The organism is Corynebacterium sp. HMSC073D01 (assembly GCF_001815555.1).
Taxonomy (GTDB): Bacteria; Actinomycetota; Actinomycetes; order Mycobacteriales; family Mycobacteriaceae; genus Corynebacterium; species Corynebacterium glucuronolyticum.
This window is the reverse complement of sequence record NZ_KV821013.1, coordinates 189,013-215,517: the sequence shown is the minus strand read 5'-3', so window position 1 is coordinate 215,517 and position 26,505 is coordinate 189,013. Positions and strand designations below refer to the sequence as shown.

General features: G+C 58.7%; 21 protein-coding genes. 2 read left to right on the top strand and 19 right to left on the bottom strand.

The features are described from left to right. Nucleotides 1-33 precede the first annotated feature (33 nt). From HMPREF3044_RS01125 to HMPREF3044_RS01110, 4 genes are read right to left on the bottom strand one after another with little or no spacing between them, the layout of a single operon-like run. Nucleotides 34-756: a cobalt-precorrin-6A reductase gene (locus tag HMPREF3044_RS01125; protein WP_005390112.1), complete on the bottom strand. Its 723-nt coding sequence runs from the start codon at nucleotides 754-756 to the stop codon at nucleotides 34-36. Next, nucleotides 744-1,517 (bottom strand): precorrin-4 C(11)-methyltransferase, encoded by a 774-nt coding sequence (gene cobM / locus HMPREF3044_RS01120; protein WP_005393917.1) that lies wholly within the window; start codon nucleotides 1,515-1,517, stop codon nucleotides 744-746. The genes HMPREF3044_RS01125 and cobM overlap by 13 nt, the downstream gene beginning before the upstream one ends. A gap of 3 nt (nucleotides 1,518-1,520) precedes the next feature. Beyond that, nucleotides 1,521-2,714: a bifunctional cobalt-precorrin-7 (C(5))-methyltransferase/cobalt-precorrin-6B (C(15))-methyltransferase gene (locus HMPREF3044_RS01115; RefSeq protein ID WP_005390103.1), complete on the bottom strand. Its 1,194-nt coding sequence runs from the start codon at nucleotides 2,712-2,714 to the stop codon at nucleotides 1,521-1,523. Beyond that, the gene (locus HMPREF3044_RS01110; protein WP_201839246.1) at nucleotides 2,711-3,823 is read right to left on the bottom strand and encodes a M24 family metallopeptidase; all 1,113 of its coding nucleotides are present in this window, start codon (nucleotides 3,821-3,823) and stop codon (nucleotides 2,711-2,713) included. The genes HMPREF3044_RS01115 and HMPREF3044_RS01110 overlap by 4 nt, the downstream gene beginning before the upstream one ends. On the opposite strand from HMPREF3044_RS01110, the gene HMPREF3044_RS01105 reads away from it, so the two are divergent. After that, complete coding sequence (locus HMPREF3044_RS01105) at nucleotides 3,822-4,475, top strand: trypsin-like serine protease (RefSeq protein WP_231286060.1); 654 nt, start codon at nucleotides 3,822-3,824, stop codon at nucleotides 4,473-4,475. The genes HMPREF3044_RS01110 and HMPREF3044_RS01105 overlap by 2 nt on opposite strands. Here HMPREF3044_RS01105 and HMPREF3044_RS01100 read toward each other — a convergent pair. The 12 genes from HMPREF3044_RS01100 to HMPREF3044_RS01045 all read right to left on the bottom strand — a co-directional run bounded on the left by HMPREF3044_RS01100 (nucleotide 4,472) and on the right by HMPREF3044_RS01045 (nucleotide 18,538). Next, entirely contained in the window at nucleotides 4,472-7,126 is a 2,655-nt protein-coding gene (locus tag HMPREF3044_RS01100) for a DEAD/DEAH box helicase (protein ID WP_005393920.1), read from the bottom strand. The genes HMPREF3044_RS01105 and HMPREF3044_RS01100 overlap by 4 nt on opposite strands. A gap of 42 nt (nucleotides 7,127-7,168) precedes the next feature. Then, nucleotides 7,169-8,245, bottom strand: coding sequence for a twin-arginine translocase subunit TatC (gene tatC, locus HMPREF3044_RS01095; RefSeq protein ID WP_005390099.1), 1,077 nt, complete (start codon nucleotides 8,243-8,245; stop codon nucleotides 7,169-7,171). A gap of 25 nt (nucleotides 8,246-8,270) precedes the next feature. Continuing rightward, nucleotides 8,271-8,525, bottom strand: coding sequence for a Sec-independent protein translocase subunit TatA (gene tatA, locus HMPREF3044_RS01090; RefSeq protein ID WP_005390098.1), 255 nt, complete (start codon nucleotides 8,523-8,525; stop codon nucleotides 8,271-8,273). A gap of 22 nt (nucleotides 8,526-8,547) precedes the next feature. Continuing rightward, the gene (locus HMPREF3044_RS01085; RefSeq protein ID WP_005393922.1) at nucleotides 8,548-9,543 is read right to left on the bottom strand and encodes a helix-turn-helix transcriptional regulator; all 996 of its coding nucleotides are present in this window, start codon (nucleotides 9,541-9,543) and stop codon (nucleotides 8,548-8,550) included. After that, nucleotides 9,527-10,501 carry a helix-turn-helix transcriptional regulator gene (locus tag HMPREF3044_RS01080; protein WP_005393924.1) on the bottom strand — a complete coding sequence of 325 codons (975 nt, stop codon included), beginning with the start codon at nucleotides 10,499-10,501 and terminating at the stop codon, nucleotides 9,527-9,529. The genes HMPREF3044_RS01085 and HMPREF3044_RS01080 overlap by 17 nt, the downstream gene beginning before the upstream one ends. Beyond that, nucleotides 10,486-11,916, bottom strand: coding sequence for a Pup--protein ligase (gene pafA, locus HMPREF3044_RS01075; RefSeq protein ID WP_005390095.1), 1,431 nt, complete (start codon nucleotides 11,914-11,916; stop codon nucleotides 10,486-10,488). Before pafA ends, HMPREF3044_RS01080 begins: the two co-directional genes overlap by 16 nt. Before the next feature lie 5 nt (nucleotides 11,917-11,921). Then, on the bottom strand, nucleotides 11,922-12,107 hold the full coding sequence (locus HMPREF3044_RS01070; protein ID WP_005390094.1) for a ubiquitin-like protein Pup: 186 nt from the start codon (nucleotides 12,105-12,107) through the stop codon (nucleotides 11,922-11,924). A gap of 109 nt (nucleotides 12,108-12,216) precedes the next feature. Continuing rightward, nucleotides 12,217-13,761, bottom strand: coding sequence for a depupylase/deamidase Dop (gene dop, locus HMPREF3044_RS01065; RefSeq protein ID WP_005390092.1), 1,545 nt, complete (start codon nucleotides 13,759-13,761; stop codon nucleotides 12,217-12,219). An 81-nt stretch (nucleotides 13,762-13,842) separates the two neighbouring features. Then, complete coding sequence (gene arc / locus HMPREF3044_RS01060; protein WP_005390090.1) at nucleotides 13,843-15,453, bottom strand: proteasome ATPase; 1,611 nt, start codon at nucleotides 15,451-15,453, stop codon at nucleotides 13,843-13,845. A gap of 53 nt (nucleotides 15,454-15,506) precedes the next feature. After that, entirely contained in the window at nucleotides 15,507-16,343 is an 837-nt protein-coding gene (locus HMPREF3044_RS01055) for a tRNA (adenine-N1)-methyltransferase (protein ID WP_005390088.1), read from the bottom strand. 441 nt (nucleotides 16,344-16,784) lie between these two features. Then, nucleotides 16,785-17,264 carry a hypothetical protein gene (locus tag HMPREF3044_RS01050; protein WP_005390086.1) on the bottom strand — a complete coding sequence of 160 codons (480 nt, stop codon included), beginning with the start codon at nucleotides 17,262-17,264 and terminating at the stop codon, nucleotides 16,785-16,787. Between the two features lie 2 nt (nucleotides 17,265-17,266). Further along, nucleotides 17,267-18,538: a M18 family aminopeptidase gene (locus HMPREF3044_RS01045; RefSeq protein ID WP_005393928.1), complete on the bottom strand. Its 1,272-nt coding sequence runs from the start codon at nucleotides 18,536-18,538 to the stop codon at nucleotides 17,267-17,269. A 178-nt stretch (nucleotides 18,539-18,716) separates the two neighbouring features. Between HMPREF3044_RS01045 and HMPREF3044_RS01040 the strand changes: the two genes are divergently transcribed. After that, nucleotides 18,717-19,559 carry a RecB family exonuclease gene (locus HMPREF3044_RS01040; protein WP_005393933.1) on the top strand — a complete coding sequence of 281 codons (843 nt, stop codon included), beginning with the start codon at nucleotides 18,717-18,719 and terminating at the stop codon, nucleotides 19,557-19,559. Between the two features lie 120 nt (nucleotides 19,560-19,679). Here HMPREF3044_RS01040 and HMPREF3044_RS01035 read toward each other — a convergent pair whose 3' ends face one another. The 3 genes from HMPREF3044_RS01035 to HMPREF3044_RS01025 all read right to left on the bottom strand — a co-directional run bounded on the left by HMPREF3044_RS01035 (nucleotide 19,680) and on the right by HMPREF3044_RS01025 (nucleotide 25,405). Next, nucleotides 19,680-21,356: a formate--tetrahydrofolate ligase gene (locus tag HMPREF3044_RS01035; protein ID WP_005393934.1), complete on the bottom strand. Its 1,677-nt coding sequence runs from the start codon at nucleotides 21,354-21,356 to the stop codon at nucleotides 19,680-19,682. A 762-nt stretch (nucleotides 21,357-22,118) separates the two neighbouring features. Next, a complete protein-coding gene (gene aspA / locus HMPREF3044_RS01030) occupies nucleotides 22,119-23,549 on the bottom strand; it encodes an aspartate ammonia-lyase (RefSeq protein WP_005393936.1) in 1,431 nt (476 codons plus the stop codon). Between the two features lie 545 nt (nucleotides 23,550-24,094). Next, nucleotides 24,095-25,405 (bottom strand): anaerobic C4-dicarboxylate transporter, encoded by a 1,311-nt coding sequence (locus HMPREF3044_RS01025; RefSeq protein WP_005393938.1) that lies wholly within the window; start codon nucleotides 25,403-25,405, stop codon nucleotides 24,095-24,097. Nucleotides 25,406-26,505: the final 1,100 nt, after the last annotated feature.

Below are 26,505 nucleotides of genomic sequence, written 5' to 3'. Positions count from 1 at the left end.
TCGCATGACAAATAGGGGGTACACTACCCCCGGCTATGGGAGGGCGGCGATCGCGTCCGCAGCCGTGTGTACGAGGGTGCCTTCTGCCGGAAGCGGTGGGCGCTGCACAATGATGACGGGGATGTGCAGGTCCCTCGCTGCCTCTAGTTTGGCGTGTGTGAGGTCCCCGCCGGAGTTCTTCGTTACCAGTGCCTCTATGCCGTTGGAGTGGATGAGATCCTTTTCGCCGTCGATGGTGAACGGTCCGCGGGACAGGAGGATGTCGTGCTGTGGAGGGAGGGCAACCTCAGGCGGGTCTACACAGCGGATGAGGAAGCGGGTGGAGTCGCAACCGGCGAAGTGGGCAAGTTTTTGCCGGCCAATGGTGAGCAGAACGGTGCTAAACCGTGCGGATTCGGCAGCCGCTTCGTCCATGGAGGACACTTCGATCCAGGTCTCCCCCGGTTGTTTTTCCCACGCCGGCCTGTGCAGGTGGATGAGGGGGGTGCCTGTTGTCGCGCACGCCGTCGCCGCGGACTGTGAGATTTTTTCGGCGAAGGGGTGCGTCGCATCGAAGAGGACATCGATGGAGTGCTCACGAATCCACTCTGTGAGGCCTTCCGGCCCGCCAAAACCGCCGATGCGCACCTCGCCCACGGGCAGTGCTGGGTCCTTGACCCTGCCGGCCAGTGAGCTGATGACATAGTCGCCGCGACCGACAAGGAGAGCCGCGAGGTCGCGGGCTTCCCGTGTGCCGCCGAGGATTAGTGCACGCATGGGATCGTCCTTCCGTGATCATCGCGTGGCCGGTCGTCGGAGTAGAGGAAGCTATCGGGGAACTGCGTGGCGGAAAGCACGGGTCCGACGATGATGACGGCGGTCCGGGTGATCTCTGCTGCGGCGATGTCTTGGGGTAGCTTTCCGACGGTCGTACGTACCACTTGCTCATTGTCGCGTGACGCGTACGCGACCACGGCAACCGGGCAGTCGGTGCCGTAGTTGGGTGCGAGCTCATCGGACACACGTTGGGCATCATGGGCAGCCAGGTGGATGACGAGCGTCGCCCCGGACTTGCCGAGGGTATCAAGGTCCTCCCCCGCGGGCATTTTCGATGCGCGTCCGGATACGCGGGTCAAGATGACGGTCTGCCCAACGGTGGGAACCGTGAGCTCGTGGCCAAGTGTTGCCGCAGCGGCGGCGAAAGCCGGCACGCCAGGTACAACTTCATAGTCAATACCGAGCTCCGTAAGACGCCGCACCTGCTCAGCAAGGGCGGAATAAACCGAGGGGTCGCCAGACTGGAGGCGGAGCACGTCAATGCCCTTGTCGTGGTAGGAAGAAATGGTCTCCATGATGGAATCGAGGGGCATCCGCGCCGTATTGATGAGCTCGCAGTCGTCCGGCGTGGACTCCAAAACGCTTTCCGGAACGATGGAGCCCGCGTACATGACAACGCGCGCGTTGCGGATCAACCTATCTGCGCGAACGGTGAGGAGATCAGCGGCACCGGGGCCGGCGCCGATGAAATAAACAGTCATGGTTTAGCTTTCTGTCTCTTTGACCGCCACCCATTGGATGACAGGGAGGGCGGGTTGCAGTGTTGTAAAACGTCCCACAGCGTGGTGTTTGCTGATCGCCACGCTTGTCAGTTCGCCACCATAACGTGAGCACAGCTCCACGAGCCTGCCGACGGATTCCAGTGTGACTGCGTGGGCGACAATCCTTCCACCGGGAACAAGCGCGGCGTAGGCGGCATCGACCATTTCTTTATCGCTGAGCCCACCGCCAATGAACACGGCATCGGGGCGTTCAGTGAGACCAGCAATCGACGTTCCGGCATCACCGCGGGATACAGAAACACGGCGGGAGACGCCGAGGCGCTGTGCATTGTCTTCAATCCGGGTTGCGCGCTCTTCGTTTCTCTCGAAGACACGTGCCGAGGTGCCCGGAGTTGAGCGGCAGAATTCGATGGCAATCGAGCCTGCTCCCCCGCCGATGTCCCACAGGTGCTGGTTGGGTAACGGGCGCAGGGCAGTCACGCCATGGACGCGCACCGCCTGTTTGGTGAGCTGACCGTCATTGAGAAATTGATCGTCGACAAGCCCGGGCAGCGCTGACTCCTGCGGCCCGGACGGCTCAACAGCGGTGACCACGAGGGAAGAACCGGGCTCGGGCGGGGCGGCGACCGTACCGTGGGTGATGGATTCCTCGGTACCACCGAGGTCGGCGAGAGCAGTGAGCGCGGAGTTCCCGTAGTCAGACCCCAGAGCAGCGGCGACGGCGCCGGGGGTACCGAGCACCAAGAATCTGCGACCGCTTTGCGCAAGCGGCACAACCTCGTCGGGGTGGCTCGTGGTCAAGCTCACCACGGGGGTGTCCTCCACCGTCCAGCCGAGACGGGCGCAGGCGAGCGTCGCCGAGGAGACGTGGGGATACACGGTGAAGTCTGCGCCGGGAAGCTCACGAAGAAGAGTGGTACCTACCCCGTGGAAAAGCGGATCTCCAGATGCCAGGACGGTGACCTGTGCGCTGGCCGGAAAGGAGCCGAACAATGGCGCGATGCCGGGTGCGAGCGGACGGGGCCACGTGTGCGTATCCGCGTGCGGATTGAGAGCGGACACCATGTCCAGATGGCGCTGTCCACCGACGAGAATATCCGCCGTTGAGATCGCCTGCCGGGCGCGGGCGGTTATCCCGTGCGGACCGTCGCAGCCGATACCGACAATGGTGATCATGAGCGCGGCGTGTTGTTCAGACGCTCGCAGCCATCGGCGGTGACCACGACGATGTCCTCAATGCGGGCGCCGACGTTGCCCTCCAAGTAGATGCCGGGCTCGACGGAGAAGGTCATCCCCTCTTCCAGAGGCATATCGTTGCCGGCGATGATGAACGGGTCCTCGTGCTCGGACAGGCCAATGCCGTGGCCGGTCCGGTGGAAGTACGCATCGCCATAGCCGGCCTCGGCGATGATGTCGCGGGCAACCGCATCGATGTGTTCTGCCGTTACTCCCGGCATAATCGCCTTCACGGCCTCCTCCTGGGCGCGCTGGAGGACGGGGATGAACTTCTGGTAATCGGCGCTCGGCTCAGCCCCCGGCACAACGAACGTGCGCGTGCAATCGGAGTGGTAACCGGGGCCGACGGTGCCGCCGAGGTCGACGACGACGACATCGCCCTTTTCCAGGACGCGGTCGGAGAAGTCGTGGTGTGGGTTCGCGCCGTTGGGGCCGGAGCCGACGATGATGAAGTCCACCACATCGTGCCCCTCGAGGATCAGCTTTTCAATGTCCGCAGCAACCTCCCGCTCGGTGCGACCGGCGACAAGCAGCTCGGGTACCTTGTAAAAGACTTGGTCAATTGCTTGCCCCGCCGTGCGCAGCCACTCGATTTCCTCGGGATCCTTGCGCATGAACAGTTCCTTTAGCACGGTCGTTGCCAGAACGAACTGCGCGGACGGTAGTTTCTCGCGGAGCTTAAACAGGTGGTCGGCGGTGATTGAGGAGCCGATACCTACCTGGCCGGTCACGCCGCCACCGAAAATGTCGGTGGCGAGCGCGTACGGGTCCTCACCATCCGCCCAGCCAGCAATGTCGATATCCATCTGTCCCACCGGGGAGCGTCCGAGTTCGCCCTTGTCCACGCCTGGGGCGACAAGACGAGCAGTGCCGTCTGCGGCGATGACCAGGGCGGTGAACCGCTCGTGGGAGGAAATCCAGCTGCCGGTGAGGTAGGCAAGCTCAGGACCAGTGCCAATAATGACACCGGCGAGGTGACGCTTAGTGAGCGTCTCGCGGGCCTGGTCGAGTCGCCTCTGGTACACGGAATGGTCGAACGTTTCAGTCATGCCTGTCATTTTAGCCACCGCAGTGCGGTCCTCGGCTACCCTGGTGGGCATGGTGTATCCGTACCTTGTCACGTTATCGGCCGTCCGCCGGTCAGGCGGTTCCACGCGTCGAACGACATGTGTGGGTTCGGTCATCGGGCACAACCGCACGGGGGCTGTCGTACTTACAGTGGCGCACTTCTTTGACACCGTCAGCGCCGCAGACACCCGGCTGAAGCTGGAGGCGACGGGGACATACCGGCGGGCGATGAGTGTGGACAAACTTGCCGGTACAGACCTTGCCCTGGTGACCACCAACGCCAAGTTTTCTGCGGATCCCCACCCCTACTACCCGCCCCTTTCTCCTGCCCGCCTGCGTCCACTGACGCGCGTACTCACCGTCGCTCGGGAGCCGATCCCCGGAACCGTGATCACGCCGGTGGTGGTCGGTCTGGGAACTCACATGCGGATCCGTGTGCGCACCGGCGCTCTCGTCGCCCCGGACCCGGGCAGGAAAGTGCATCTCGGCGATTCAGGCAGCCCCGTGCTCGCCGACGGACGGATCGTCGGCGTGCAATCGCTGGTGTTCAACCCCTGCAGAGTCAACACCGGCTTGTCGACGATCGCCTGCGTGCGTCCGCACCTGGCACGCATCGCGCATGCGGTGAGCTAATCGCCTACGGCGACGACACCGCGTCGAATAGCGTCGATAGCCTGGTTCGCGTGGCGGGTGATGTCGGAGGTGTACCCCGTCTTGGCCACCTGCTCCAGAACATCAATGACCCGCCGGCACGAGCGGACAAAATCGCCCGGCGTGAGCTCAGCTCCGCTGGCGGCTGCCGCCTCCAATGCGTAATCGAGCGGGGCTCCGGCCACCCACTGGTGCATGGCCAAGGCGAAACCCGGCTCCGGCTCCCGCGACAGGGCGAGCTTGTGGCGCTGCTCATCACTGGAAAGCTCGGTGTAGATGCGCATCGTGTTGTTCATCGCCGTGGCCATCCTCTCGGTCGGCGCACCGACCCGCCCGCGGACTTCCTTGCGGTTTTCGAACACGGTCATGGAGACAACGCCGGCTAGCTCCGCCGGATCCAACTCGTCCCAGATGCCACGCTTCAGACACGAGGCGATGAGGAGATCAGATTCGTTGTGCAGCAAGGCGAGGCGCTGGCCCTCGTCGGTGACAGTCGGGTTCTCCCCTGGCGTGATGTAGTCGAGTTCTGCCAAAAGATCCAGGATACGGTCGAATGTCTTGCCCAAAGTTTCGCGGGCGGACGACACAGCAGACTGTAAGTTATCCCGGCGTCGCTCCTCACGCATGAGCTGCTCACCGAGCCGTGCGTAAGCATCGCGGTTTTCCCAGTTGTGGGCCGGATGCGTGCGGATCGCCTCCCGCAACGCCTTGATCTGCGGGTCTTTCTTCGTCTTCAGACGGGGCGCACGAATCTTCTTGGGCCGCGGGTAGCGGCCGTGTTTGAGCTCATTATCCACCCACCGTCCGAGCCTGCCATGGCGAGGCAGATGCGTGTGCCCAACGGTAATGGGCGGGACCGGGAAGTCCTCCGGCGAGACCCTCCCCTTCCAGCCACCTTGCTGAATGATCTGTGGCCGCGGATCGTTTCGGCGGTGCGCCGGGTCAATGACGACGGCGAGGGTTGTCTTCTTCCCTGGAAGCGCGATGACATCGCCCTTCTGCAGCTTCGCCAGGACCGCCGTGGCCTCCTTGTTCCGCTCGACGACGAAGTCCTTCTTCGCCTTCCGCTCGGCATCGGTGAGATCCGCGCGCAGCTGCATGTACTCGAGGAACTCATCTACGGGGCCGTCGATCGCCTGCTCAAGTTGGGTGTGCAGCTGCTCGACCGCGCGACTAGCCTTTTCCAGCTCGTGGGCCTTGCCGACGACCGACTTATCCGCCTGATACTGGGCGAAGGACCGCTCAATGATGTGCTTGGCGTTGGCGTAGCCGATGGTGTTCAGCAGGTTGACCGACATGTTATAGCCCGGGGAGAACGTGGAAACCAGCGGATACGTGCGAGTCGAGGCGAGTCCGGCCACGGCTTCGACATCCATCGTCGGCTCCCAGACCATGACAGCGCGCCCCTGCGTATCGATGCCACGCCTGCCGGCACGGCCTGTCAGCTGGGTGAACTGTCCCGGTGTGAGGTCGACGTGCGCCTCCCCGTTAAACTTCACCAGGCGCTCGAGCACCACCGTTTTCGCCGGCATGTTGATCCCCAAGGCGAGGGTTTCGGTGGCGAACACCGCCTTCAGCAGTCCCTGGACGAACAGTTTCTCCACGATGTGGCGAAATGCAGGAAGCATACCAGCGTGGTGGGCAGCGAATCCCCGGGTGCAGGCGAGCTTCCACCGTTTGAAGCCGAGGACGTCGAGATCCTCCGGCGGAATCTCCTCCACGCCCTCATCGACGATCTGCGCGATGCAATCCTTGTCTTCATCTGTTGTGAGGTCAAGACGAGCCCCGAGGCACTGGGCGACGGCACCGTCACATCCTGCACGGGAAAAGATGAACGTAATGGCGGGAAGCATCCCCTCCCCGCCGAGCAGGCGTAGCACCTCTGGCCTGCCCAGAGGCTTATAACGACGATCTCGGTCGGTTTGTCCCCAGCCGATTGGCTGTTCGCCTTGGTGGGAGATCGCGCGCTTAACTTGGCTACTGATGCGTGTGGAATCTGCGTTGAACAGCGGACAGAGCTGGTTCCCGACGAGCAGGTACTGCGTCAGCGGCACCGGCCGCACCTCGGAGACGATGACATCGGTGGTGCCCCGGACCTCCCCGAGCCACTGACCAAATTCCTCTGAGTTCGATACCGTCGCCGAAAGCGAGACAATGTTGACGGACTCGTCGAGGTTGAGGATGACCTCCTCCCATACGGCGCCGCGGTCGCGGTCCGAAAGGTAATGCACCTCGTCCATGACCACATAGCCGAGCCGAGCCAGTGCGGGCGAATCCGCGTAGATCATGTTGCGCAGAACCTCGGTCGTCATGACGACGATATCCGCCCCGCCGTTGATGGAAACATCGCCGGTGAGCAGCCCGATGCGTTCTTCTCCGTAGGTGTCTACGAGGTCGTGGTACTTCTGGTTGGACAGCGCCTTGATTGGCGTGGTGTAGAAGCACTTCAGCCCCCTGCGCAGGGCAAGGAAGACAGCGAATTCGCCGACGATGGTTTTGCCGGCACCAGTTGGCGCGCAAACGAGCACGCCGTGGTCGCTTTCTACACTGCGGCAGCCGTCGACCTGAAATTCATCGAGGGGGAAGAGCTGGCGTGCAGCGAACTCGTCGAGCATAGGAAACGCATCAGTCATAGTTCCCAAACTACCAACTACTAGCTCGGACGCGAATTCTAGCTAGAGAACATCGTCGAAATCGCCGGGCTCCCGCTTATTAAGGGTTCCGCGCTTGTCCGCACCTTCCATGTTCCGTGGGACTGCCCGTGGCTTGGGAGTGCCTCCGGCATAGTCTTTCACCCGGCGAGCCTTGGGATTGACCGGGATCGGCTTCGCGATCTTCTCTGGACGCGGAATGGGGGCTGCGATCTCGTCTTGGGACTCGTCTAGCGGTGAGGCCTCGTCGTCTCCCCACTTCTCGCTTTCCTTCTTGCGACGTTTATCGTTGATGCGCGTGAATTGGATGGAAATCTCGACGATGATGGTGAGAGCCACGGAGAGGATCAGCATAGAGACCGGATCCTGGCCGGGGGTCATGAAGGCCGCAAAGACAAACAGCCCGACGATGATGTAGGAGCGCTTGTCCTTGAGATCCTCGTAATCGACAAGGCCGGCGATATTGAGCATCGCGATGACGAGCGGCAGCTCGAAGCTCACGCCGAAGATGACGAGGAGTCCGAGAACGAAGTTGTAGTACCTCTCGCCGGAAAGTGCCGTGATTTGGACCTCGGAGCCGATGGTCAGCAGGAAGCTGAGGCCGTAGGCGACAACGAAGTAAGCCAGCACCGCGCCCGCGACAAACAGCGTCACAGCTAGCGAAACGAAGGTAAACGTCCAGCGACGCTCGTTTTTGTGCAGGCCGGGGGTGATGAAGCCCCAGATTTGGGAGAGCCAGACGGGCGAGGAGAAAACGAGCCCCGCTAGTGCGCCAACTTTCAGGCGCAGGAGGAACATCTCAAAGGGGCCGGTTGCCAGGAGGCGGCAGTGACCATCGCCGGAGAAGTCCGCGCGTACCTCGGGCGGAAGGCTGCAGTATGGTCCACGAAGGATCTCTCCGAGGGTAGGCACTCCGGGGATGGAATGCTGATACCACAGGAACCCGATGACAGTGCTGATCGCGAGAGCGACGAGCGAGATGAACAGTCGACGGCGGAGCTCGTTGATGTGATCAACGAGGCTCATTGTGCCGTCGGGGTTCTTCTTCTTTTTGCGTCGACTCCGCGTGCGCTTGTCGTTAGCGGGTGATTTCTGGCTCATAAATGTAAAAGGAAACTGATTCTATTTACTGGTTGTTCTGGGCAGGGTTGCCGTACTGGCCCTGTTGGGGCTGCTGGTACTGCTGCTGCGGCTGTTCAATCGCCTGCTGCTGCGGAGCAGCAGAATTATCGGTCTCGTCGTTTTGCATCTCCTTGACCTCGGACTTCATGATGCGCATGGAGCGACCAAGGGAACGAGCGAGTTCAGGAAGCTTCTTGCCTCCGAAAAGTAGCAAGATGACAAGGACGATGATGGCGATTTCAGCTGGTCCAAGACTCATGGTGTTCTCCTATGTGAGGGGTCTAAACGTATTTCTGTAGAGCAGATTCTGCCCGTTGCCGGACTGCGGTGGCAACCGATTCCGGACTGGTCACAACTACCTTACCGCCATAGGCCAAACTAAATCGAATAAGCCAATCCGGCGATACGAGTGGTAGCTCGGCTGCAGCCCACTTATCGGGAAGCTCTCCCACAATGTCCATCGGAGACTCGTCGGCAAGCCAACGAACATCTGGAGCTAGCCGGAGGGCTCCGGTCATGCCTGCGCCGGAGAAATCGAAAGGCTCCGACAGATCTTTTTCGTACTCTGAAAGCGGTAGTCTGCTGGGAACGTCCGAAAGGGATAGGTCCGAGATAGCGTCGAGCCGGAAGGTACGTACCGCTTTCGCATCATTGTCATAGCAGTACAGGTAGCTTATTCCGTCGTGGGTGAAGAGCTTGAGAGCGTCAACAGTACGCGTGGTAGTCGCATCGGAATAACGGTTGTAGTAGCTGAAAGTCACCTTTCGACGAGAAGTGAAAGCCTCCTTCAACTTATTTGCAGTCTCTGTCAAGGCTCCGCTCGTCTCCGCATCGTTGGCATCTGGGAGAGATTCGATCGCTGCAGCAGACCGTGTGGTGAGCTCTCGGAGCTTGTCGGTGGTCGACTGTACAACGGTCGGGTCGATGAGCCCGTCAATCCCCTCGAGTGACTCGAGAATGAGGAGTAAAGAAATAGCCTCTGTTGTAGTCAAACGTAGAGACTTGTCTAGTCCTTGGGTGTCCTCGATGGACACGCTCACGCGGTCGGTTTCGAGCGCCACAAGTTCGTCGGGGTACGTGCCAATTCCACAGCACTGGAGGCGGAGAAGATCCTCCCGAATCTGAGTCGGGCTGACACCAAAATCGGCGGCAGCTTCGAACACGGTCCTGTCCTTGTGCCTGCTAAAGTACGGCAAAACGTTGAGCATGCGAACGAGCTCATCGCGTGCCTGGCTCACCCGGCTGGAACCAACAGCAGATTTATTTTTGGGACTCATGCGGCACCTCCGAGGCGCTAGCAACGATTGCCTGTAGTCGCTCGATCACGTCATCGCGGACATCCTGCGGGGAGATGACGGTGACAGATTCGCAATAAGACAGCGCATTGCGGATCAACCACTCGCGGTCTATAGATGTAAAGCGGACGGTTTCTTCATCGATTCTTTCTCCCCTATCCACAAACGCACGAGCTGCACCCGGCACTACCGACACGACTGCGTCCACGCGTGGGTGGAGCCTCTGCATAGCTTCGGCGGCGACAGCCGTAAAATCTTCCGGTCGCTCGTGTGTTGCGCTCCCCTTGATGTCGGCACCGAGGATCCGGATGAGACGGAAACTGCGGATCGCGTCGCGGTCAGTGTCGAATCCGACGAGGTACTGTCGCTCATTGTGTGAGGCTATTCCCCACGGTTCCAGGTGGCGTTCCTCTGTCGGCGCGAGCTGGTCGCGACGGTAGTCGAGGGCGAGAGCACGCTTCCTGTTTATCGCATTGAGGACTGTTTTCAGCGTCGTGGAGTCAACTTCCCACAGCTCGGTGTGGGTAATGAAAGGAAGGGTTTCGGCCCGATCCCTATCGGTTGCGAAAGCTGCCAGCTTATTCCACCCCCGGCGGGCTTGAATCCCTAGCTTATGATGGGAGCTCACCTGGCCTGCCAACTGCAGCACATGGGCTTCCTCTGGGGTGAACTCGACATCGGGCAGAAAAGTCTGCTGCTGCACGGAGTACAGCGTCTGGTTTCCGTCGAACGTTTCCGCGACGTTGACCCCCACCTTCCGCAGTGCCTCGAAGTCCCTGCTCAATGCTTGGCGTCCCGGCTTATCTTCCGGGTTGTAACCGGGAATTCGGGAACGAATCTCGGCGGATGAAAGAGGACGCTCTGCAGAATTGATCAGCACAGCGAGCAGATTGATGAGTCGCTCTGTTCGTCGCGAGTGCTCAGCTACCTCATTCGACATAAAAGCTCCTCCACGTCGGGATTCTCGTTCTGGAAGGGGTCTTTCAGTTCAACGAGAGCAGGTTCCGGTCGAAGGATCTTTAGACGCATCCAGTCCACAGACGTGTCAATCCCTGCCTGTCGCGCTGCCGTGAGGAACGTGCCACGCAAGTGTGCCCTCGTCGTTTCTGGTGCGACGGTGGTCGCCTTCTGCACTGCGCTCTCGTTCACCCACGAATTAAGGAGTCCCCTCGCCACAAGTTTCGGTCCGATGCCTCGGCCGGGCCTGATGTCGTGGTACATGAGGTCGACGTGGCGGAGCTTCGGGTTATCCCACTCCAACCCGTGCCGTTCCTTCAGCCCCAGGAGGAGGCGATACTTGGCCACCCAGTCAACATCGCGGGCGATGGCATCGAGGTTGCCAGAACCGATGGCATCGAGAATGGTCCCCCACAACTCGACGATGCGGGTGAGCTCACCGGGATCCTCCTCCCGTTTTTCCAGCCATGCGCAGGCATGCTCGTGATACTGCCGCTGAATATCGAGTGCGGAGACATCCACGCCCTCGGTGATGTGTACGAGTTGGGACCCGTCGAGGCTGCGTGCGACGCGGCGAATCGAATCCACGGAGTTGACCATGTCAAATGTCGGCAGTTCTACTCCCGCCTCGATCATCTCGAGCAGCAGGAGGGTCGTGCCTACTTTGAGTGCTGTCGAGACCTGACAGATGTTGGAGTCGCCAACGATGACGTGCAGCCTGCGGTAGCGTGAGGAATCCGCGTGCGGTTCGTCGCGTGTGTTGATCATCGGCCGGGAACGGGTGGTGGCGCTGGATACGCCTTCCCACATGAAATCGGCGCGCTGGGAGATGCAGAAACCGGGGCCAAACTCCGTTGCCGGGTTGCCCCGCTGCGGGATGGCGACGCGACCTGCACCGCAGAACAGCTGCCTGGTGATGAGGAATGGGAGCAGAATTGCACCTAGCTTCTTCACCGATACGTCTCGCCCGACGAGGTAGTTTTCGTGACAGCCGTACGAACTCCCGGCGGAGTCGGAATTGTTCTTGAACATGTATACGCCCGCCCCCGCTGCGTCGGGGGTGTCCAATTCAGCGATTCGCCGCTCTGCTTTCTGTGCAAGGTCCGTGACGATGCGATCTCCGGCCTGCTCGTAGGTGACGAGCTGGCTGAGGCTGTCGCATTCAGGCGTGGCGAACTCGGGGTGTGAACCCACGTCGAGATACAGTCGCCCGGCATTTGAAATGAACACGTTTGTGGAGTTATATGCGTCGACAAGTGGGCGAAACGCAAGCCGCGCGACCTCATCTGCGGCATGGGGCGCTGAACCTGTGCGGTCATCAATACACGCGATGCCGTACTCGGTTTCGATCCCCATGATGCGGCGGGTGATGGCGCGGGACGGATCGAAGTCTCCCATGAGTTCTACTGTCCGCCCTTTTGCACGTAGGACTTCACAAACTCCTCGGAATCCGTCTCGAGCAGAGTGTCGATCTCATCGAGGAGCGAATCAGCCTCATGTGTATTGATCTGTACCTGGCCAGCCGCTTCCGCGATGTCGCCATCATCAGAGCGGTCTTTGCCACCGGAGCTATATACCTGCTTATCCACAGTTGATTGTCCCTTCCTTGTACATCACTATTCTTGTCACGACGAGGCTTTTCGCGTGGCAAACGGTCATCTCACAGTCTAGGGCTTTCACCCTCACAACGGTGTGAACCTAGAACGCTTCAGCTGACGGGGCGCGCCGGACGAGCTCCGCGATGAATTCGTTCACGTCCTTATTTCCCGCGAAAAGGTCGGCCACGTCAGCTTCGGTGAACGCGTCCACATCCGCGAAACGGACGGTAACCCTATGGCCAGCAGATTCAATCACGGCCGTATCCCAGTTCACCCGCGTGACGTAGTGACCCATGTGGCGCATGAGCATGCCACGGAAATAGGCACGTGTATCCGCTGGCGGGGTGTGCGCTGCGCGGGCGATCTCTGCGGCGCTAAACAGCGTCTCCATTCGCCCCTTGCGCACGAGCGCGTGGTAGAGCGAGCGTGACTCGTCGATATCCGTGTACTGGATATCGATGGCCTGGAGCTTGGGGTCTGTCCACGGCACGCCACGGGAAACAAAGCCCTGGCACAGTGCGAGCTTGGCAGTCCAGTCAAGGAGATGGGCTGTCTTCAGCGGGTCGTCGCCAAGGAGATCCATGACCTTTTCCCACGTCTCCAGGACTTCACGGTCGGTATCGGTTGTCGGCGTGACACGCGAGGCATACTCGCGTAACAGTTCGAGGGGGCGCATGGACCGGCCGTCGACAAGCTGCAAAGGAGTAGAGACGGTGAGATCCCGAGAAACAGTATGACATGCAGCGACAGGGTTGATGAGCGCGAGATCGCTGAAGTCCACACCGTCTTCGATGGCATCCAGCACGAGGCTCGTCGTCCCTACCTTGAGAAGATTCGACGTGTGGCTCATATTCGCGTCGCCGATGATGACGTGGAGCCTTCCGTAGGCATCGCTCGTGTGGGGCTCATCGCGAGTGTTGATGATGCCGCGGTTGAGCGTTGTCTCCAGTGAGATGGTGGTCTCGATGTAGTCTGCACGCTGGGAGATCTGGAACCATGGCTGTTTTTCTCCCGCGCCCGGGTCCGGGCGCTCCTCCCCCTCTTGTCCCCAGCCGACACGTCCGGCACCACAGAGCACCTGGCGGACGACGAAGAACGGAATGAGGGCCTGGGCGAGAATGTCGAAGTCGGTGTCGCGCGAGTAGAGGTAGTTTTCGTGGCTGCCGTAGCTTGCGCCCTTTCCATCCACGTTGTTCTTGTAGATTTTCAGAGGCGGACATGGGCCATGGCCACGCAGGATCGAATGCCCTTGGTCGGTGTGTTCAGCGACTGCTGCCACGGCCTCGCGGAGAATAACGTCGCCGGCGGCATCGTACAGGACAGCATCTCGGGCATTGGCTGTTTCAGGCGAGGAGTATTCGGGGTGTGCGTGGTCGACGTAGAAGCGGGCGCCGTTGTCAACCACGACGTTGGCCACGCCAATCGCGCGGGGATCAATGACCGGCACGGTGTGGTAGCGGCGCAGGTCGAAACCTCGTTGATCCCGTAGAGGCGATTCCTGCGCGAAGTCCCACCGCGCGCTGGATTGGTCCGTCGTGGAGGCATAGGCCACAACGGCATGGGTCGACGTGACGATTGGCGACAGCGACGGATCCGCCGGTGTCGCGATGCCGTACTCAGTCTCGGTTCCGATGAAGCGTGCCACAGTTCTTCCTTCTTTACTCGGTTGTCTTTTCGTCTGGCCTAAACTAGTGCTCTCTGTCGGTTTCCTACTGGTAGCTCGGTTTTAGAGCGGCGTGGCCTTGACGACAATGTGGTTTTTCAGGCCCTTTGTCCTTTTGGCAGCAATCCTCGTCCACTCGTCGGGGCTCTGCGTGTTCGGGAGGTCTTCGCTCTCGTGCTGTTCCTGAGCAATGGACTCGGCAAGAATCTGCCGGGTAATCCCTGTGCTCTCCGGGCTCGCCAAATGCTCCTTAATTGCCTGCTTCTTTGCTCGATCGACGACATTGGCGATCTGCGCACCAGAGATGAAGTCTTCGTAGTAAAGGATGTGTGAATCCCCGTTGTCAAAGGTGAGCTCTACGTAGGGGGTTTGGGAAAACATGAGGTTCACGGCGTAGTCGATGAGCGCCTCGGCGGGCTCAGCCAGCGGCAGCTCGTCGGTGATATAGCGAGAGAAAATGTCGACGGCACCAGCACGGTCGGGTCGATCGATGCGGATTTTTACGTCGAGGCGACCCGGGCGCAGGATCGCCGGATCGATAAGCTCCTCTCGGTTGGTCGCACCGATGATAATCACGTTGGACAGCGACTCCACCCCGTCAAGCTCAGCCAAAAGCTGCGGGACAACGGTGGTCTCCATATCGGAGCTCACGCCGGACCCACGAGTACGGAAAATAGATTCCATCTCATCGAAGAAGATGATGACTGGCCTACCGGCTTCGGCAACATCTCGTGCTTGCTCGAACACGACGCGGATCTGGCGCTCAGTTTCGCCGACGAATTTGTTGAGTAGCTCTGGTCCCTTGATGGACAGGAAGTAGCTCGACTCCTGCCCCCCGATGCGGCTTGCGAGGGAGTTTGCCACAGCTTTGGCGATGAGCGTCTTGCCACAGCCTGGAGGACCGTACAGGAGCACGCCTTTAGGCGGACGCAAGTCGTAGGCCTTGTACAACTCCGGGTGAAGGAAGGGCAGCTCAACAGCATCCTTAATGGCCTCAATTTGTGCGTCCAGGCCACCGATATCGTCATAGGTGACATCAGGAATTTCCTGCAGGTTAAGGCGGTTCATTTCCGTTACGGGGACGACCTCGAAGGCGTAGCCAACCTTGAGGTTGACCAGCAACGTGTCGCCGGCTTCTGCCTGCCCACGAATCGGCCCGGCAAGTGTGACAACGGACTTGTCCCCTGTCACTGAGACGATGAGGGCGCGATCAGCACCGATTCGTTCCACCATCGTGGCGAGCTCTCCGGATGTGGTGTAGCCGGCTGTGTCGACGATGATGTTGCCCTCTGCAAGCCGCACGCGCATGCCTGGTTCCAAGTCGGACTGGTCGACGCTTGGGGAAACCATGACCCTCATCTGGCGGTTCCCGGTGAAGATCTCGGCGGAGTAGCCGGGCTCGTTCGTGCCGAGGTAGGTGCCATAGGTCGACGGCGGTGTGGAGAGCTCTTCGAGCTCTCCGTACAAGGTCTGCAGCTTGTCCCGTGAGGCTTTGAGGAGCTCCACAAGCTTCTGGTTCCGCGCCCCCAGATCTCGGTTCTGGCGGACGAGCCGGGCGTAGTCGGCGTCTCGTCGCCGCTGATCAGCTTCTCGACGCTTCTGAGTATCCGCAGCCACGGCTTCGGACTTGGGCGACGGGTGCACGGACCCGGAGGAATTCGGTGCAGAAGTCATGTCCTTGACTTTACAGTGTTCAACTGTGCTCCGGTTCGGTACCTGCTACCAGCCTATTTCCGCGCGCGACGCTTGGGGCGGGGAGGGGTAACACCGTCGGCAAGCCTCCGCGCCCACACGAGGAACGCCGTGTGTGCATTCATGCGGTGCTCCGGGCGGGTAGCAAGTCCCTCCACGCGCCACTCGCGCAGGAGGGTCTCCCAGGCACGCGGTTCGGTGAAGCACTTCTTGTCCCGGATGTGCTCCATAATGTTCATCAGCTGTGGCACTGTCGGCACATACGTCATGAACACTCCACCTGGATGCAGCAGCTCGGCGACGTTGTCGATGCACGTCCACGGCTCCACCATGTCCAAAATGATGCGGTCGACGGGACCGTCGAGATCGTCCAGGTGAACCTCCGAGAGATCCCCGAGGCGAGGATCCCACTGCTCGGGCTCGTGCCCGAAGTATTCTGCAACATTTGACCGCGCGAATGCGAGGTGATCCTCGCGGATCTCGTAGGAGATCAGCTTGCCCGTCGACCCAATGGCGCGGAGAAGCGCCATAGATAGTGCGCCGGAGCCCGCCCCTGCCTCAAGAACCTTTGCGCCTGGGAAAATATCACCCTCGACAAGGATCTGCGCGGTGTCCTTGGGGTAGATCACCGCCGCGCCACGGGGCATGGAGAGGACGTGGTCGACCATGAGGTGGCGGAAGCAGAGGTACTCCTCCCCTAGCGTGGATTCCACAACGCTACCTTCGGGGGCCCCGATAATGTCATCGTGGCGGATCTCGCCCTTGTGCGTGAAGTAGCTTTCTCCAGGCTGCAAGACAATCGTGTGATGCCTACGCTTCTGGTCAGTTAGCTGCACGCGGTCTCCCGCCTCAAAAGGGCCGGAATAAGCCATAAAAGGTTCCTTCCTAAAAGTCTAAGCCAGCGGACACCATGCGGACTGGTATCTCGCCTGCGAACACCTGAGCCAAGCCGAAACAGCCTAGCCAAGGCAGTGCCGACGCCGTTACAAAGCAGCGGAGCAAGAGCCGTTCCGGCGTGCTTCCCGTTTGCCTTGCCGTAACAGTACGTTCACACCGCTGACGCGGCACACCAGGGACCGTTGACGCTGTAGAACAGCGTGCTGGACATAAGCATGCCGGACATGAGCGTGCCAGAAATTAGCGTGGCAGAAAACGGCGTAGCAGGCAAACAGTATGCTCGTCGGCACAGGATGTCTGCAAAACTTAGCGCTCGTCGATGCAGCCTCACCCGTGCTGTGGCCTTGGCCGCTGACAAAGCACCTGAACGCAGATTCTAGTGCGTTAGGCCAATGGTAATTCTGTGCGTCCACGTACTATTCCGCGCCGGGTGCAAGGTAATCAATGGTGACAGCTTCGGCGGCGATGATTTTTTCAGCGACTTTGGACTGGTCATCCATTTCCTTGGCCACCACCTTTTCGTGGTCGGGGTAGGTCGCAAAAGTGAGGATAGTGAGGTTGTGCTCGGCACAGCGTGCGGTCGCCTCGGCATCGTTCTCGTTGAGAGCTAAACGTGCGTCCACTACGGACTCTGTCAGCTCATCGGCGATAGCCTGTGCGTCGTCATCAGTCTGGTCGAGCGCTGTAATAGTGATCGTGGCTTCGTCGCCTGCTGGATCGTCCCCGTCCCACAGCTGCCCTGCGACACGTTTCAGCTCATCTAGGTTTACGCCTGCGGTGATGGGTAGGCACGCTGCCCGATGAAGGCACCATGCGGCGAACCGCACCTTGTCGTGGGATTCTGTGTCCTCGAACTTACGGTAGAGGTTTTCTACAAACTCGACTTGGTCGCGCATGTTTAGTCCTCCTCGCCTTCGTAGAAGGCTTGGAGAGCGGCGGTGAGATAGTCGATGTCATCTGCGTGACAGAGCTCGCGTGCGGAGTGCATGGAAAGCAGCGGAATGCCGACATCGACCGTGTTGATACCTGTCCGAGTGGAGAAAATGGGTCCAATGGTCGAGCCACACGGCACGTCATTATTGGAAACAAACTCCTGGACGGGGACATCCGCACGGTCGCAGGCACGAATAAAAGCAGCAGCGGATTCGGCCGTCGTGGCATAGCGCTGGTTCGCGTTGTACTTGACCATGGGGCCAGCACCAAGCACTGGGTACACGTGTGGATCATGGCGCTCCACATAATTGGGGTGCACAGAGTGGGCTGCATCCGCAGACACCATTATGGACGAGTTAATAACGCGGTACTTTTCGTCTGAAGACAATCCAGCAGCAGCGAGAATTCTGTCGATGACTTGTTTGAGCAATGGGCCACCCGCACCTGTACGGGACGAGCTTCCCACCTCTTCGTGATCGAAACAGCAGGCCATAAGAATCGCATCAGGGGCTTGTGCCGTCGCCTGGATGAGCGCGGTGACTGCAGGCCAGACACTGGATAGGTTATCGAGACGGCCCGTCGCGATGAGGTTACCTGCGGCACCGGTGGTGGCAGCGGGCTGGGAATCGCAGGTTATGAGGTCATAGGAGACGATGTCACGGGCGCGCACGTCGGCAGCCCGGGCGACCAGTTCGAGGACCCCCATTGGCTCGCCTCCGACGGCGGGATCTCCGACGACGTCAACAATCGGCTGCAGATGGGACTGCTTGTCTGGGGCGAAGCTCTGGTTAGCAGAGCGGTCGAGGTGGATGGCTAGGTGCGGAATGCGCAGGGCGGGAGGCGTTGAAACTAGCTGGGAGGAGCCGTCGGCAAGCGTGACCGTACCGGCGAGAACCAGTTCCCGGTCGAACCAGCTGGAGAGGATGGCACCGCCGTAAACTTCGACCCCGGCCTGACTGAACCCGCAGGTGACCCACTCCGGCTGGGGCTTTAGTTTAAAACCTGGTGAATCCGTGTGGGCGCCGACGATACGAATCGGCTGAATCGTAATTTTCTCCGGGATCCACCACGCAAGGACAGCGCCCCCCACCGTCATCACGTGTCCACCGGGAGTGTTGTCCCACTCGCCGGCGATGGATTGCTGGGTAAACCCGGCGTTAGTCAAAAGCTTCGCAGCCTCATCAGCTGCGTGGAAGGAGCTGGGGCTCGCATCAACGTACTCAGTGAACGCACTCATAATGTTAAGGGTACCCGGCAGCTTACGTATTTCCTTAGCGGCAACAGTCCCCCAGGGCTAGCCGGTCGTAGAAGAGCGTGCCAAGGGCGGAAAACCAAAAGTTATATCCAGGGCTTGTTGTTCGCCTACGTGGATACCCTTGTCAAGCGAGGTGCTTCCTTCTCACAGGCTGTTCAGTATGCTGGAAGATATTGTGAGTAGAAAAGCGAACGAGAATTTCCGCCGGTTTAAGGTGGCACTGTCACCGTCAAGAGTGAGCCAATACAAAAAGTGCCCTCTGTCTTTCCGTTTCGGAGCGATAGACAAGATTCCCACGGAGACGAAGGACTATCAGCTCAAGGGCACACTCGTGCATGCTGTCCTCGAGCATCTCATGGGCCTGCCCCCGGAGGAGCGCACCTACCCTACTGCGGTGAAACTCATCGTTCCTACGTGGGAAAAAATGAAGGCGGAGGATCCCGGCAATGCCGAGGTTGTTCCCGAGCACAAGGAGATGGATTTCTTTGTCCAAGCCCGTGGGCTCATTAAGGGTTATTTCATGATGGAAAATCCGCAGGGGCTAGAGACGGACCGGATGGAGGAATTTGTTTCGACGACGCTTCGCGACGATGTTCCTCTCCGCGGTTTTATCGATCGCGTTGATGTGAACGCGGACGGCATGGTCCGGATTGTCGACTATAAGACGGGAAAGAAGCCGAGCCCGCGATTTGCCGACGACGCGATGGCTCAAATGAAGTTTTATGCCCTCGTGTGGTGGTGCCTGTACGGCGTGATACCGGCCCAGCTGCGCCTCATGTACCTGGCTGTAGGGGACGATCTCACCTTAAGCCCTGACGAGGCGACGCTCGAAGAATTTGCTGGTGAGTTGGTCCAGACCTGGGACGAAATCAAGCACAAAGGCGCGCGCGGGGAGTTTGAACCCCGCACGTCCAAACTGTGTGGCTGGTGCGATTACCAGTCCATCTGCCCCGCTTTTGGTGGCACGCCGCCGGAGTACCCGGGGTGGCCCAACGAGGACTAGTCCAGATCTGGGATAGAGTTTCCATCTCTACCTGCAATTTTTCTTCGCAGCGGTGTTCGAAGGCCCCAGATATAGAAGAAGCGGCCTCCAACGTAAGTGGAGGCCGCTTATTTGCTGCGACTAGAACAGTCCGGAGATTGTTCCGTTATCGTCAATGTCGATCTTCAGAGCAGCCGGGGTCTTTCCGAGGCCAGGCAGTGTCATCACGTTGCCGGTGAGGGCGACGATGAAGCCTGCACCGATCTTCGGCAGCAGCTCACGAACGTGGAGGGTGTGTCCCTCGGGTGCACCGAGCTTCGAGCCATCATCGGTGAAGGAGTACTGGGTCTTCGAGATGATGACCGGCAGCTTGTCCCAGCCATTCTTCTTGAAGAACGCGAGGTCCTTCTGAGCCTTGGCAGAGTACTGGACATTGTCCGCGTGGTACAGCTCCGTTGCGATCTTTTCGATGTTGGCCTCGATGCCATCTTCCAAGTCGTACAGCGGGTGAGAATCGCTCTTTCCGCTTTCGGCAACCTCGATGACGGCCTTGGCGAGCTCGCGGGCACCTTCGCCGCCCTTCTCCCAGACCTTGGACTCAAGGACGCGGACGTTATTCTTTTCGCCCCATTCCTTCATGAAGTCGCGCTCGGCCTGGGTGTCGGAGACGAAGTCGTTGAGAGCGATAACGGGCTCAACACCGAACTTGCGGACGTTTTCGACGTGCCGCTCAAGGTTGACGACACCGGCTTCAAGAGCCTCGAGGTTTTCCTTGGTGAGATCCTCGCGGGTAACACCACCGTTGTACTTAAGGGAACGAATGGTGGCGACCAGGACAACCGCATCGACCTTGATGTCGCCGTAGCGAGCCTTCATGTCGAAGAACTTCTCGGCACCGAGGTCAGCACCGAAGCCGGCTTCCGTGCACACGTAATCGCCGAGCTTCATGGCCGTCTTCGTCGCAGTCAGCGTGTTGCAGCCGTGAGCAATGTTGGCGAATGGGCCGCCGTGGACGAATGCCGGAACGCCGCCGAGGGTCTGTACCAGGTTCGGGTGGATGGCATCCTTGAGCAGTGCGGTGAGAGCACCTTCGACGCCAAGCTCAGAGACCTGAACCGGCTTACCGTCGTAGGTGGAGCCAACGACGATATGACCGATGCGCTCCTTGAGATCCTTGTAGTCGGACGCGAGGCAGAGGATTGCCATCATTTCCGATGCTGCAGTGATGTCAAACCCGGTTTCCGTTGGGGTGCCCTGGGCCTTGCCGCCGAGGCCGGTGACGATGTGGCGCAGGGAACGGTCGTTGACATCGAGGCAGCGGCGCCAGGTGATCTGGCGGGGGTCGATGTTCAGCGCGTTGCCGTTGTGGATATGGGCGTCGATGAGAGCTGCCAGGGTGTTGTTTGCAGCAGCGAGAGCGTGGAAATCGCCGGTGAAGTGAAGGTTGATCTCCTCCATCGGGACGATTTGGGCGTAACCGCCACCGGCAGCACCACCCTTTATGCCCATGACCGGGCCCTGCGAAGGTTCACGCAGAGCGACGAAGGTGTTCTTGCCCTCGAGCTTAAGGGCATCGGCGAGACCGATGAGCGTGGTGGTCTTGCCCTCGCCCGCTGGTGTCGGAGACATCGCTGTGACGAGGATGACCTTTGCCTTCTCGCCATGGTCCTTGACGTAGTTGATGTCCACCTTGGCTTTGTTGGTGCCGAACGGGATCAGTGCTTCTTGGGGAATTCCTGCAGCTTCCGCAATCTCTGTGATGGGAAGGGCCTTGTGTGCCTGTGCAATTTCAACATCTGATGGGACTTTTTCTGTCATACATATGAGAGTACCGATATTTGGACTTTGTCGTTCTGCAAATGTTGGTTTGCAGGTTGGCTGTGGGGGAATTCCTCTCGGGACCGAATGTGCGAATACTCTAAAGATGTCACCAAATGTTAGGTCACTAAACGGAGCGGAGATCTGTAAATGGCCTGAAATAATGGTGATATCAGATAGAGCGCATGTCTGCTCAGCTTCATGAATCTCGATACAAAGCAGTGGATGCCGAAAATGTGCGCCTTTCAAGGGTGATTATTCTTACATTTCTGATAACAACCGCTCTACCCCTTAATGGGGTATCAGGCCAAGGTAGCAGAGGGGTCCCCGGTCTTGGACGACGCGTCCTGATCTCTAAGCAAAGGCGGGGAAAAGTTCCGACAAACCATCTTCACTCCATATTCACTCTGGCTCGGAAACTGCGCGCTTTCTGATGGCACTCGCGACCCCCGGATCTCCCGCGATCTCTGTGGTGCGTGTGAGGTCTGGGAGTTTGTGACATCTGGGAGGTGTGTAGCGCAAGCGATCCTAACGCGAACCTGTAGATGTGGAGTGAGCGATGTGAGTGGGGTGAGAGCTGACCCGGCCGGGAAAGGCAAACCAGCAGCAGTACATATTCGCAAAAAGGCCACAACCCCGAGGGGCTGTGGCCTTTCCCTCCCCCACCGTGGTGCGACTCACCTGATGGAGAACGATGAGCTGAATATATTTCGCAGGAGGCAGGGGGAAGTCGATGGAGCGCCACGTAGAAGGCGCAGCCGACTACTTCTTGGGAGCGATGTCCATAGACGGGTTGATGAGGTTTTCATCGGAAAGAACTTTGTCGAGGGTTTCCTCGTCGAGAAGCCCATGCTCAAGGACGAGCTCGCGAACCGATTTACCCGTCTCTGCAGCTTCCTTGCCGATCTTGTCGCCAGCTGCGTGCCCAATGAAGGGGTTGAGGTAGGTAATCGTGCCGATGGAGTTGTGAACGTGGCTCTTGCAGATCTCGGGGTTAGCCGTGATTCCGTCAATGCACTTCTCACGCAGCGTCTTCATCGCGTTGGTGAGGATTGTCAGCGACTCGAAAGTTGCCTGTCCCGTGGCGGGCTCCATCACGTTGAGTTCAAGCTGGCCAGCCTCCGAGGCGTAGCCAACGGTGACATCGTTGCCGAAGACCTTGAAGCAAACCTGGTTTACAACCTCCGGAATAACCGGGTTGACCTTGGCCGGCATAATGGACGAACCTGCGGCACGCTCGGGCAGGTTGATCTCCTTCAGGCCTGCTCGCGGTCCGGAGGCCAGGAGACGAAGGTCGTTGCAGGTCTTGGAGAGCTTGATAGCGAGGCGACGAAGCGCAGCATGAACAGAAACGTAGCAGGCTTGATCGCTGGTAGCAGCGACAAGGTCGGGCGCGGAAGAGATATCAAGACCAGTGACGTCAGCGAGCGCCTTGGTAACTGCCTCGGTGAATCCATCCGGGGTGTTGAGCTCCGTGCCGATGGCGGTAGCGCCCAGGTTGACAACGAGAAGCTCCTTGGCGGCGTGCTGCAGGTTGTCGATTTCGTCTGCCAGCGTGTGAGCGTAACCGCTGAACTCTTGACCGAGGGACATGGGGACAGCATCCTGCAGCTGCGTCCTGCCCATCTTCAACACGGATGCGAACTCGTCGCCCTTTGCAGAGAGCGAAGAAATGAGCTTCTCGAGCTCTGCGACGAGCGTCTGGACACCGGCGTAGAAGCCGAGCTTGAGGCCTGTCGGGTAGGCATCGTTAGTGGACTGGCTCATGTTTACGTCATCGTTCGGGTGGATGACATCGTATTCGCCCTTTTCCTTGCCTAGGTGCTCAAGAGCAAGGTTGGCGATGACCTCGTTGGTGTTCATGTTGAGCGACGTTCCGGCGCCACCTTGGAACAGGTCGATCGGGAACTGATCCATGCACGCGCCCTCGTTGATGATCTGGTCGCATGCCCAGTTGATGGCGTCGCTCTTTTCCTTCTCCAGTGCTCCCACCTGGTTGTTGGCGATGGAGGTTGCCTTCTTGGTGTATACCATGCCCCGGATGAAATCTGGCTGGGAGTTAACGGTTACGCCGGAGATCTGGTAGTTCTCGATGGCTCGCTGGGTGTGAATGCCGTAGTAGTAATCGTTGTTGATCTCCATCGTTCCGAGGAGGTCTTCTTCGGTGCGAGTGGACTTGTTAGTGTCTACCACTTTTTCGATACTTTCTATTCAGATTGTTTGCCACAAATCACGGCAAACGTGAGGTTGGGAAATTGCAGATTACCTGCTTTTATATGGAGGCTTGTCCTACGTTCTTAAGTATGCCACTGTCTTTTGCGTGGATACTATCTTGGCAAGCTTTTTTGTTAGTGAAATCGTGTCTTACCTGCCCTACGCTGCGAAATAATTGTTCAACCATTTTGTTGAGCTCCACCCCTTAGAGGGTAGGAAAGCAAACGCAAGGGACGTGAGACGATGTCGTTTCTCCTTTCGCGCTACGACTAACGAATACACCACCTTTTCATGTGAGTTGACGGAGGAACAGCCACAACTGGGGACTATCATTGCTCGACTAGGCGAGGAGGATTCTATCCAGTAGTGAGCAGTCCGATATGAAGATTAAATTCTGCGGATCGTCATCGCTGTGCCACTCTCCTCGATCCGTTTCCTCAGCCCGCCGGGTCTGACCGTGGTGAAAACAAAACAGCGGAAACAGCCAGCGTGGATGGGAAGGACCGATGCTAGCTATAGGTCTGCTAGAGAATGACTGAACCGAACAGGAACCCCAGGGCAACTGCGATGGCGATGCATACCGTGCCTGGGACGATAAACGGGTGGTTAAACACGTACTTGCCGATTCGAGTCGATCCGGTGTCGTCCATTTCCACTGCCGCAAGGAGCGTCGGATACGTGGGGAGAACGAACAGCGCGGAAACCGCAGGGAATGCTGCAACTGCTGCTAGCGGGCTGACGCCCACAGCCAAGGCTGCTGGGATGAGCGCCTTGGTGGTAGAGGCCTGGGAGTACAGGAGGGACGCAGCAAAGTACAGAATCACTGCGAGGAGCCACGGGTAATCGGTGAGTACGCTACCGGATGCAGATTTGATCTGGTCGATGTACTGATTGATGAGGGTCGTACCCAACCATGCAACGCCCATCACGCAAACCGCGGCAGACATACCGGATTTGAACACTTGCGTGTTGAGAACCTCTCCGGCCTTTTGCTTGCACGCTAGGACGATAATGGTGGCGGCTCCCAGCATGATCGACATAATGGCTTCGTTGCGAGGAAGTGTGGGGTTCTGGATCAGGCCAATTTGGTCGGAGATAAGGGTGGCGTACACCATCACGATAACGATGGCAGCAAGGAAGATACCAACGCTAAGCTTTGCTCCTGCCGGCGGGACGTAGTCTTTCTGGCGAGCTGGAGGCTGCACGAGACCGCTTGCGAGACGCTCTTTGTATACGGGATCGTCCTCAAGCTGCTTACCCATCTTGTTAGAAATCAAAGCCGTGGGGAAGATAGCGAGGAAAGTAGAAGGGATAGCTACGGCAAGAAGCTGGAGATATCCAACGCCGAGTGGCTCAAGCACAGAGGCCATGAAGACGACGGCTGCGGAGATCGGTGATGCCGTAATCGCCATTTGGGAAGCGACAACGGCCACGGACAACGGCCTGGACGGGCGAACCTTTCCTTCTTTCGCCACCTCGGTGATCACGGGGAGCGTGGAAAACGCCGTGTGTCCAGTACCTGCAAGCAAGGTCATCAGGTAGGTAACGATCGGAGCAAGGAAAGTAATGTTCTTCGGGTTTCTGCGCAGAATCTTTTCTGCGACGTGTACAAGATAAGTTAGGCCCCCGGCGAGCTGCATCGCGGAAATCGCCGCGATGACGCTCATGATGATGCCGATGACATCGAACGGAATGTCTTCTTTTGTTACGGGGACACCGGCGATACCTAGTGCGAGTACACCGAGGCCGCCGGCAAAGCCGATGCCGATGGAGCCCAATCGCGCGCCGAGAACGATGGCTGCGATGACGATGATTATTTGTAGTGCGACAAGCATGAGATGCTTTCTCCTTTTGTCTAATCAAAAGGCGTAAAATGTTTAGGTCTCAAAAGCCGTTTTCCGGACCATCCAGATCATGACCGATAGGTCGTCACTATCCCATCTCTAAACCCAACACGCCAAACGACTCCGCCAGGAAGCGCGTGGCACGAAGAAAAGCGATGGAGACTCGATCGCCTCGCAGTTCTCTCCTAGCCCCTTTCGTACTGTGTCCGCTACCTGGCACGGGCCACGTAGCGTTAGAGAAAATGGCTATTCAATAAGGGGGATTGTTAATCAATCCTTAGAACTTCAACGGCTTATTAGGTTATACGGTGAGGGTCCCGGGGAACCTGCTGCGGATGCACCGGGCTCCTTGTACTTCACCCTGTAGCCACTATAAGAGTAGCTACCCCACGATTATTGCACAGGTTAAGCGTTCGGCTTGCGCGAAAATGGCGAATGGACACACGTCACCCTCAGTTCGTGAGACGAACCTCTTGCCTACTGCTTCGTAGGAACAACATCACGATAGCTAGGTAAGACCTATCTGCCAAACGTTCTGTTCAACAGACATTTTTAACAACCAAAATAAATAGTTTTACCGCGAAATGAGTTGGAATCCGGGCAGTTTTTATGCAGGAATGCAATTGAATGTGGCGAGATCGGAGGTAAGAACCTATCTGGGGGCGCTTTTTAACAGTCACCTCTGCGGTATTTATTCATTAGAGATAGTCGTCTGTGAATAATGATGCGGAAATTAGGGATCAACTAGGGTGATTTCCATCACTATAGTCACATCGTGGTGAGGGCATACTCCCCTGTCTTTGGCTTAAACGTAAGATTTTACCCCCCACATGGGGTTGTACAGCCCCGCATGTGACCATGCAGCTCTTCTTCAGTCCCGTTACGTGCTGGTGAGCTGTGCCACTCGGCGCCAGTACGAGTCTCAAACACTAACTAGGCATTCCACACATGCTTCCGGCCAATGTCAGGCATTAACTCTGAACTACTCCTCCTCCCAAACATCTTCTTTTCGTGACAATCGAGCGTCCGGTGTCCCCCTACCTTGTCCACTGTGCTCCTTTGCTCCCCACGTTCAGGTTGTGAAAGAGCGG